The sequence below is a fragment of the Rhodoferax sp. genome, assembly GCF_010365055.1.
Taxonomy (GTDB): Bacteria; Pseudomonadota; Gammaproteobacteria; order Burkholderiales; family Burkholderiaceae_C; genus Rhodoferax.
Map to the genome: position 1 here is coordinate 50,423 of NZ_JAAFHA010000015.1, position 8,136 is coordinate 58,558.

Below are 8,136 nucleotides of genomic sequence, written 5' to 3' on the forward strand. Positions count from 1 at the left end.
GTAGCAATATAACGAGGTAGGACGGGGGATAGCGGCCAATAACGTATACATCAATTGACCATCAATGGCCATACTGTTTTGCCACCCAATCGCGGTAGCCGCCGCTTTGCACATTGGCAACCCAATCGGGGTGGTCCAGGTACCACTGCACGGTTTTGCGGATGCCGCTCTCGAAGGTCTCGGCCGGTTTCCAGCCCAGTTCCTGTTCGATCTTGCGTGCGTCGATGGCGTAGCGCCGGTCGTGACCGGGGCGGTCGGTGACGTAGGTAATTTGATCTTTATAAGGCTTGCCGTCGGCACGCGGTTTGAGTTCGTCGAGCAGGGCGCAGACGATGTGCACGATCTCTAAGTTGGGCTTTTCGTTCCAGCCGCCCACGTTGTAAACCTCACCCACCCGGCCCGCTTCGAGCACGCGGCGGATCGCGCTGCAATGGTCTTTGACATACAGCCAGTCGCGAACCTGCTGGCCGTCGCCGTACACCGGCAGCGGCTTGCCGGCCTGCGCGTTGACGATCATCAGCGGTATCAGCTTTTCGGGGAAGTGAAACGGTCCGTAGTTGTTGGAGCAATTGGTGGTCAGCACCGGCAGGCCGTAGGTGTGGTGGTAGGCGCGCACCAAGTGGTCGCTGGCCGCTTTGGAGGCTGAATACGGGCTGTTGGGCTCGTAACGATGGGTCTCGGTGAAAGCGGGCTCGGTTTTGGACAGCGAGCCATAGACCTCGTCGGTGGAGACGTGCAGCAGCCGGAAGGCGGCCTTGGGCGCGGCGTCCAGCGTGCTCCAAAAGGCCCGCACCGCCTCTAACAGATTGAAGGTGCCCACGATGTTGGTCTGGATGAACTCACCCGGCCCGAGGATGGAACGATCCACATGCGACTCGGCGGCAAAGTTCACCACCGCGCGCGGCTGGTGCTGCGCCAGCAAGCCCGCCACCAGCGCGCTATCGCCAATATCACCCTGCACAAACACATGGCGCGCATCGCCGGCGAGCGCGGCCAGGTTTTGCAGATTGCCCGCGTAGGTGAGCTTGTCGAGATTGATCACCGGCTCATCCGATGCGCCAAGCCAATCGAGGACGAAGTTGCTGCCAATAAAGCCGGCGCCGCCGGTGACGAGGATACTCATAGGGGGGTCGTTCCTGAACAGACATAAGACTGACTTGATTATCACTGCTGAGCCGGTCTCCGGTCTGACGCAGCCAGTGGGGCATTTTTCACATGAAATCGGCCGCTAGCCCTCGTCTTTATTGGCTGTTAACTCCTTTTTTTATAGTGAATGAAGAGATGCGTTGACGGCCATCATGTCAGCCCCTGTGTATCTGATCGCTGGCAGTGACCCGCCGTTGCGATTTATCAATCCGTCCGCATTACAGCAGCTGCATTTTGCGTGCGGCCTCCAGCAGCTCGGTGCGGAAATCCGGGTGCGCAATCGAGATCATCTCCTGCGCCCGCTGTTTGGCCGACTTGCCGCGCAGTTGCGCCACACCATATTCAGTCACGACATAGTTGATGTCGTTCTTGCTGGTGCTCATGTGGGTGCCAGGCGCCAGCGTCGGCACGATGCGCGTGAGGCGGTCGTTCTGGGCGGTGGACGGCAGCACGATGAAGGCCTTGCCGCCGCGCGAGCGGTTGGCAGCGCGCACAAAATCGGCCTGGCCACCAGTGCCGGAATAGGGCACCGAACCCAGACTCTCGGAGCCGCATTGGCCGAGCAGATCGATCTGCAGCGTGGCATTGATCGCTACCAGCTTGTCGTTTTTGGCCGCCAGATACGGATCGTTGGTGTAGTCCGCCGGGTGGATCTCCAGCGCCGGGTTGCGGTCCATGAACTGGTACAGTTTTTTGGATCCCAGCGCAAAGGTGGCGACCATCTTGCCCGGTAGATAGCTCTTCTTGCGGTTGGTGACGGCGCCGCTTTCAACCAGCGTCAGGATGCCGTCGCCAATCATCTCGGTGTGCACGCCCAGGTCATGCTTGTGCGTGAGTTGCATCACCACCGCGTCCGGGATGCCGCCGTAGCCGATTTGCAGCGTGGAGCCGTCGTCGATCATGTCGGCCACATACTTGCCAATCGCGACCTGCACCGGGCCAATTTTGGGCAAGCTGACCTCCATCACCGGATCGATACTCTCAACCAGCGCCGCCACTTGGGAGATATGCACATGGCAATTGCCATAGGCAAACGGCACATTCGGGTTGACTTCCAGCACCACGGCACGCGCCTTGGCCACCGCGGCCATGGTGTAGTCGGCGCCCAGGCTGAGCGAAAAATAGCCGTGCGGGTCCATCGGCGATGCCATCGAAAACACCACGTCGGCCGGAATCTGGCCGCGCTCGATCAGGCTCGGCATCTCCGAGAAATAGCTGGGAATGAAATCGATCCAGCCGCTCTGACCACCAGGGCGGGTCGAGGCACCAAAGAAGAACGCCACGTGGCGCACATGCTCCGCCGTTTCCGGGTCGATGTAGCCAAACTTGCGCACCGCCAGAATCTGCCCCACCTTGACGTCGCGGAAGCGCCGGCGCTGCTCTGACAGCGCGGTCAAAAGCGCGGGCGGCTCGCCAACCCCGGTGGGAACAATGATGAAGTCGCCGTTCTGGACATGAGAAATGGCATCGTCGGCGCTGCCAAGTTTGCTTTGGTATTGAGTCTTGAATGACATGGTGCGGTGGGTTCTCTCGACGGTTCACGGTGACTGGGCAGGCGTTGGAACAAGACAACCCGCGCCTGCCCGGCGCGAGCTGACCTGGTCGGTCTTCAAACAGGGTGGCCTGCTTGGCGTTATTGCGCTGTGATCAGCCGCCGCTTTCGACGCTGAAAGCGGCGTGCTGGTCTTGTCCGAGCAGTTCGACCAATTGGGGCAAGGTCAGCTGCAATGCCGCCTTTAAGGTGTGCGGCGGGTTGATGATGAACATGCCGCTGGCGGGCAGGCCCGGGCGGATGACTTCGCCCTCTTCATCGGCGGTCAGCTTGCTGGACTTGACGGTGAGCGTCGCGTTCAGCCACGGCCTGCCGGCTTTGGTGGCCAGGGTTTTCAGCTTGCGCGGCACGTCGTGCGCCTCGGGGCGGGGAATGATCGGGTACCAGACGGCATAGGTGCCGGTGGCGAAGCGGGTCAAGGCATCGGCCACCATGGCGACCACGCGGGCGTAATCGGTCTTGATCTCATAGCTCGGGTCACTCAGCACCAGTGCGCGGCGCGCGGGCGGTGGCAGGAATTTCTTGATGCCCTCAAAGCCATCCTCGCGGAGCACCGCCACCTGGCGCCCGGCTTCGAGTTGCGCAATATTGGCCGACAGTGTCTTGGCGTCGGTCGGGTGGATTTCAAACACCTTGAGCTTGTCGCGTTCGCCCAGCAGGCGCTGGATGATGAACGGGGAGCCGGGATAGACCTTGTGGCTGCCCTTGTTGTTGAAGCTTGCCACCAGGTCCAGGTAGTCTTTCAGGGCCGGGGCCAATGTCTCAGTTGTCGTTTTTTGTTTAGCTACTTTTTTGGTAGCTGTCGGCGCTTTACCGGCGGGGGCTACAGGATCGTTTAATGCAGAAACAAGACGCAAAAAACCCTGGCCCGCTTCTCCGCTGGTGGCGGCGTACTCACCATCAAGCCGGTACAAACCGGCGCCGGCATGGGTGTCGAACACGGTCAGCGCCGTGTCTTTTTGCAGCAAATGTCGCAAAACGGCCAGCAGCACGGTGTGTTTGAGGACGTCGGCATGGTTGCCGGCATGAAAGGCGTGGCGGTAACTAAACATGGGGCTAATGGTAACCGGCAGCGAAGTGTCTTACTGCCATTGGGCTGCCGTTGCCAGTGGAGGGGCGGTGGTTTGGGCTGGCGGACCGGGTATCCGCTCTTTGGCCCACGCTCGCGGACTTGCAGGGCTGGTTTGCAGTCGCTACGGCCTCAATTTGTCTTTTATGTGTGCCTGCATCGTGGTCACCGCGAATGGGGCCGCTGATCGGACACCCGGTCCACCAGCCCAAGTGGCGATTTGGACGGCTGGAGGAGTCAGATGTGATGCTGAAAGTTGGGGAGTAAATATTGAAGTCTCCTGCCTGCCTGGTGCCTTCAGCCGAGCCTTGCGCCCTGGATTTTGACGCCAACATCTTTCAAATTTGCGCGACCACTTCTACCCTTTTGATCAGCCAATGCCCCTTTTCGTTGGTTGTCATTCCAATTTGCCGGCATTTCATGACGCCTGCTTACAACTGCAACAGCTTCCTAACGCAAGAAGCAACAAACACTTAAGACCATACAAATAAAATGGAATTGCGTTCAATCAAAACACGCACTAATTCACCAAGGATTTACGCATGAAACGAATTCGAATTTTGTTTATCGGGCTGGCGCTGTCTGCCGGGTTTGCAAGCTCACAGGCCCAGGTTGATCAACCCGGTCGCCTGCTGGCTTCCAATTGCTTCCAATGCCATGGCACCAATGGGAAAGGGCCTGGCTTCGACGCCATTGCTGGCAAATCGGTCGGTGAAATCTACAAAAAGCTCAAGGAGTTCCAGGCCGGCAAAGAAGGCAACGGCATCATGGCCAAACATGCCCTGGGCTTCACCGACCCGCAAATGCAAGCCCTTGACAAATGGCTGGCCAGCCAGCACTAGACCCCTAATCACCGAACATAACTTGGAGAGCTACATGGAAAGACGTCATTTTTTGAATGTGACTGGGGCCGGATTGGCCGCCAGCTTATTGGCGGCGTGCGGCGGTGGCGGATCTGATCCGAGCGCCGAAAGTGCTGCACCCCAGCCCGCGATGGACAGGAGTACGCGACCAGCGGTGAACACGGGAGCCAAGTCCCGCGTGATCGTGATCGGCGGCGGCATGGGCGGCGCAACTGTGGCCAAGTACCTGCGCCTGTGGGGTGATGCCATCGACGTGACATTGGTGGAGCGCATGACCACCTACACGTCCAGCATCATGAGCAGCATGGTGCTGACCGGCCAGCGCACAATGAGCAGCCTGTCCTTCAACTACGACACGCTGCGCAGCAAGTACGGGGTCAAGACCGTGTTTGGCGAGGTGGTCGCGATCGATCCCGTGGGCGTCAAGGTCACGCTGGCCGACGGCACCATTCTCACGGCCGACCGCATCGTCATGGCACCGGGCATCAGTTTCGATGCGGTCCCCGGCCTGGGCACTTCCGACAAGATGCCGCACGCCTGGCAAGCCGGCCCGCAGACCGCCCTGCTGGCCCGCCAGCTCAATGCGATGGCCAGCGGGCTGAACCACAATGTGGTGTTGACCATCCCCAAGACACCCTACCGTTGCCCGCCCGGCCCCTATGAACGTGCCTGCCTGATCGCCGACTGGCTCAAGGTGAAGAAGCCCGGTTCCAGGCTCATCGTGCTCGATGCCAACCCGGGCATCGTCACCGAGGTGGACAATTTCACCAGCGCCTTCATGGGCGTGCACGGCAACGTCATCGACTACCACCCCAACGCCGAAGTCACCCAGGTTGACCCGGCCACGATGTCGCTCATCACCACCGCGGGCACGTTCCGCGGCGATGTGATCAACATGATTCCGCGCCAGCGTGCCGGCGCCCTGGTCACCACGGCAGGTTTGAACAACGCCACCGAAGGCCGCTTTGCCGGCGTCAACGTGCTGAGCTACGCCAGCACCGTGTCGGGCGCAGACAAGGTCCACATCATCGGCGACGCCAGCGCCACGACCCAGCCCAAGGCCGGTCACATCGCCAACCAGGAAGCCAAAGTCTGCGCGGATGCCGTCAGCCGCATCCTGTCCGGTGGCTCGCCTGACCCGGCGCCGGTGACCAACTCGGCCTGCTTCTCCACCATCACCATGAGCCAGGCCTCTTGGCTGACGGCGGTGTTCCAGTACAACCCGGCCTGGACCAACCCGGCGACATCGATCACCGGGCCGGCCATGGTGCCTGTGGCCGCCAGTTCTGCCGCCTCAACCGGCTGGAACAGTGACAGCTTTGAAGACATGGGCAAATGGTTCAATGCCCTGATGAGCGACTCCTTCGCCTGACGCAGCCACTCGCCCATCGCCCGCCTGGCACAGAAGAAACGGGGCATTCCTCCGAATCTTCTATAATGTTCGGCTTCGCAGCGCTTTTGTGGCTCCGCGGCGAAGCTTGTACCCCACCTAAGAGATTCCCATCAGAGGAACGCCGACCGTGGAAAAGAGCCCGACAAACCCTTCTACTAGTAGAAAACTCATGACCAAAACTTTCAGCGCTAAAGCAGCTGACGTGGTGCACGAGTGGTTTGTGATTGACGCGACCGACAAGGTCCTCGGACGAGTAGCCAGCGAAGTTGCTCTCCGTTTGCGCGGCAAACACAAGGCCATTTACGCCTCACGTCGATACCGGTGACTTCATCGTCATCATCAATGCAGCCCAGCTGCGTGTCACCGGCGCCAAGTCGACCGACAAAATCTATTACAGCCATTCTGGCTATCCGGGCGGCATCTCCAGCGTCAATTTCCGCGATATGCAAGCCAAATTCCCGGGTCGTGCCCTGGAAAAAGCGGTCAAGGGCATGCTGCCCAAAGGCCCGCTTGGCTACGCCATGATCAAGAAGCTCAAGGTGTACGGTGGTGCTGAGCACCCGCACACTGCCCAGCAACCCAAAGTGTTGGAACTTTAAGGAGCCACTGATGATTGGTGAATGGAACAATGGTACCGGCCGTCGCAAATCGAGCGTCGCCCGTGTTTTCCTGAAAAAAGGCTCCGGCCAGATCGTGGTCAACGGCAAGGCAATTGAAAAATTCTTTGGCCGGGCAACCTCCATCATGATTTGCAAGCAGCCTCTGCTGCTGACCAACCACGCTGAAACGTTTGACATCATGATCAACGTGGCTGGCGGCGGCGAGTCGGGTCAAGCCGGCGCGGTGCGCCACGGCATTACCCGTGCCCTGATTGACTACGATGCCACGCTCAAGCCTGAGTTGAGCAAGGCCGGTTTCGTCACGCGCGATGCACGTGAAGTGGAACGTAAGAAAGTTGGCTTCCACGGTGCACGTCGCCGTAAACAGTTCAGCAAGCGTTAATTTCAGTTCGAATTACGCCAACGACATGTTGCCAAAAAACAGCCGCCAGAATGCAGATTCCGGCGGCTGTTTATTTTTTTGAACTTGTGGGACAGACCGCAGTTACACGCCGTGAACAAGCTCTGTCCCCAACTGAATGTCGGATGTTGGCTGTTCAACTTGTGGGACAGACCGCAGTTACACGCCGTGAACAAGCTCTGTCCCCAACTTACTAGGTTTCTGGCATGCGCTTGCGCTTGCTCGTTCGCCGCCTGACGGTCAGCGCCCCGCGCATGGCGGTGCGCAGCGCCATGCCCTGGCCGCTGCGTTGGCTGGCGCTGGCCGTTGTTTTTGGTTTCTGTGCCGCGCTTGCCTTGTGGGCGTTCGAGTTTGGCAAAGACATTGCTGGACTCGAGCGAGGCACCAAAGCAGAACTGCAGCAAGCGCGGGCCGAGCTGGCGGCCTTGCAGGTCGAGCTGGTGACGGTCGAGACTGCGCGTGACCAGGCCCAGTCCGTCGCCAACACCGTGGACACTTTGCTGATCACAGAAAAGGTGGCGCAGGAAACATTGTTGGCCCAAAATAAAAAACTTGAAGCCGAGAATCGCAGTCTGCGCGATGACCTGGGTTTTTTTGAGAAGCTGATCCCAACGTCGGGTGGCGGTGGCATTGCGATCCGTGGCCTGCAGGCCGAAGTCCACAACGGACGTGAAATCAAATGGCAAGTCCTGGTGATTCAGGCCAACAAGAACGCGCCCGAGTTCAAGGGGCAGCTGGAATTAAGCTTTAGCGGCGTGCTCAATGGCAAGCCGTGGCTGGCCACGTTGCCGGGTGGCGCGCAGGCATTCAAGCTGAAGCAGTATGGCCGTATGGAAGGCGTCTTTGCGCTGCCGACGCAAGTCGTGGCCAGGAGCCTGAGCGCCAAGGTGCTAGAGGGTTCGGTTGTTAAATCAGTGCAATCCATCAAGCTATAGTGCCGCTTGGCAGACGAAGAACTACAGGAAACCGACGTGTTCAACAAGAAAAAGCAACCCCTCATCAAAAGTTTGAGGTAGTGCAACATTCGTTCTGTAATTTCCCCGACCACTGAAACTGACCCTGTTTGGAAGTTTCTGGTTTTGGGATTTTTTAA

At 59.2% G+C, this 8,136-nt stretch carries 7 protein-coding genes and 1 pseudogene; 5 read left to right on the forward strand and 3 right to left on the reverse strand.

The window, feature by feature from the left end; genetic code table 11:
• Positions 1-61: 61 nt before the first annotated feature.
• From rfbB to rlmJ, 3 genes are all read right to left on the reverse strand, one after another.
• Positions 62-1,123 (reverse strand): dTDP-glucose 4,6-dehydratase, encoded by a 1,062-nt coding sequence (rfbB, locus tag GZ093_RS05945; RefSeq protein ID WP_296483423.1) that lies wholly within the window; start codon positions 1,121-1,123, stop codon positions 62-64.
• A 241-nt stretch (positions 1,124-1,364) separates the two neighbouring features.
• Positions 1,365-2,660, reverse strand: coding sequence for an acetyl-CoA hydrolase/transferase C-terminal domain-containing protein (locus tag GZ093_RS05950; protein WP_296483426.1), 1,296 nt, complete (start codon positions 2,658-2,660; stop codon positions 1,365-1,367).
• Positions 2,661-2,793: 133 nt separating this feature from the next.
• A complete protein-coding gene (gene rlmJ, locus GZ093_RS05955; protein WP_296483428.1) occupies positions 2,794-3,750 on the reverse strand; it encodes a 23S rRNA (adenine(2030)-N(6))-methyltransferase RlmJ in 957 nt (318 codons plus the stop codon).
• 559 nt (positions 3,751-4,309) lie between these two features.
• On the opposite strand from rlmJ, the gene GZ093_RS05960 reads away from it, so the two are divergent.
• The 5 genes and pseudogenes from GZ093_RS05960 to GZ093_RS05980 all read left to right on the forward strand — a co-directional run bounded on the left by GZ093_RS05960 (position 4,310) and on the right by GZ093_RS05980 (position 7,978).
• Positions 4,310-4,609, forward strand: coding sequence for a c-type cytochrome (locus tag GZ093_RS05960; RefSeq protein ID WP_296483431.1), 300 nt, complete (start codon positions 4,310-4,312; stop codon positions 4,607-4,609).
• Between the two features lie 34 nt (positions 4,610-4,643).
• Positions 4,644-6,002 carry an FAD/NAD(P)-binding oxidoreductase gene (locus GZ093_RS05965; RefSeq protein ID WP_296483433.1) on the forward strand — a complete coding sequence of 453 codons (1,359 nt, stop codon included), beginning with the start codon at positions 4,644-4,646 and terminating at the stop codon, positions 6,000-6,002.
• Between the two features lie 190 nt (positions 6,003-6,192).
• Positions 6,193-6,622: pseudogene (gene rplM / locus GZ093_RS05970) on the forward strand (50S ribosomal protein L13).
• Positions 6,623-6,632: 10 nt separating this feature from the next.
• Positions 6,633-7,025 (forward strand): 30S ribosomal protein S9, encoded by a 393-nt coding sequence (gene rpsI / locus GZ093_RS05975; protein WP_296483438.1) that lies wholly within the window; start codon positions 6,633-6,635, stop codon positions 7,023-7,025.
• Positions 7,026-7,249: 224 nt separating this feature from the next.
• The gene (locus tag GZ093_RS05980; protein ID WP_296483436.1) at positions 7,250-7,978 is read left to right on the forward strand and encodes a DUF6776 family protein; all 729 of its coding nucleotides are present in this window, start codon (positions 7,250-7,252) and stop codon (positions 7,976-7,978) included.
• The last annotated feature ends 158 nt before the right edge of the window (positions 7,979-8,136 follow it).

Coding starts and splice junctions, on each gene's coding strand:
- rfbB (WP_296483423.1), bottom strand. CDS start 1,123: ATGAGTATCCTCGTCACCGGCGGCGCCGGCTTTATTGGCAGCAACTTC.
- GZ093_RS05950 (WP_296483426.1), bottom strand. CDS start 2,660: ATGTCATTCAAGACTCAATACCAAAGCAAACTTGGCAGCGCCGACGAT.
- rlmJ (WP_296483428.1), bottom strand. CDS start 3,750: ATGTTTAGTTACCGCCACGCCTTTCATGCCGGCAACCATGCCGACGTC.
- GZ093_RS05960 (WP_296483431.1), top strand. CDS start 4,310: ATGAAACGAATTCGAATTTTGTTTATCGGGCTGGCGCTGTCTGCCGGG.
- GZ093_RS05965 (WP_296483433.1), top strand. CDS start 4,644: ATGGAAAGACGTCATTTTTTGAATGTGACTGGGGCCGGATTGGCCGCC.
- rpsI (WP_296483438.1), top strand. CDS start 6,633: ATGATTGGTGAATGGAACAATGGTACCGGCCGTCGCAAATCGAGCGTC.
- GZ093_RS05980 (WP_296483436.1), top strand. CDS start 7,250: ATGCGCTTGCGCTTGCTCGTTCGCCGCCTGACGGTCAGCGCCCCGCGC.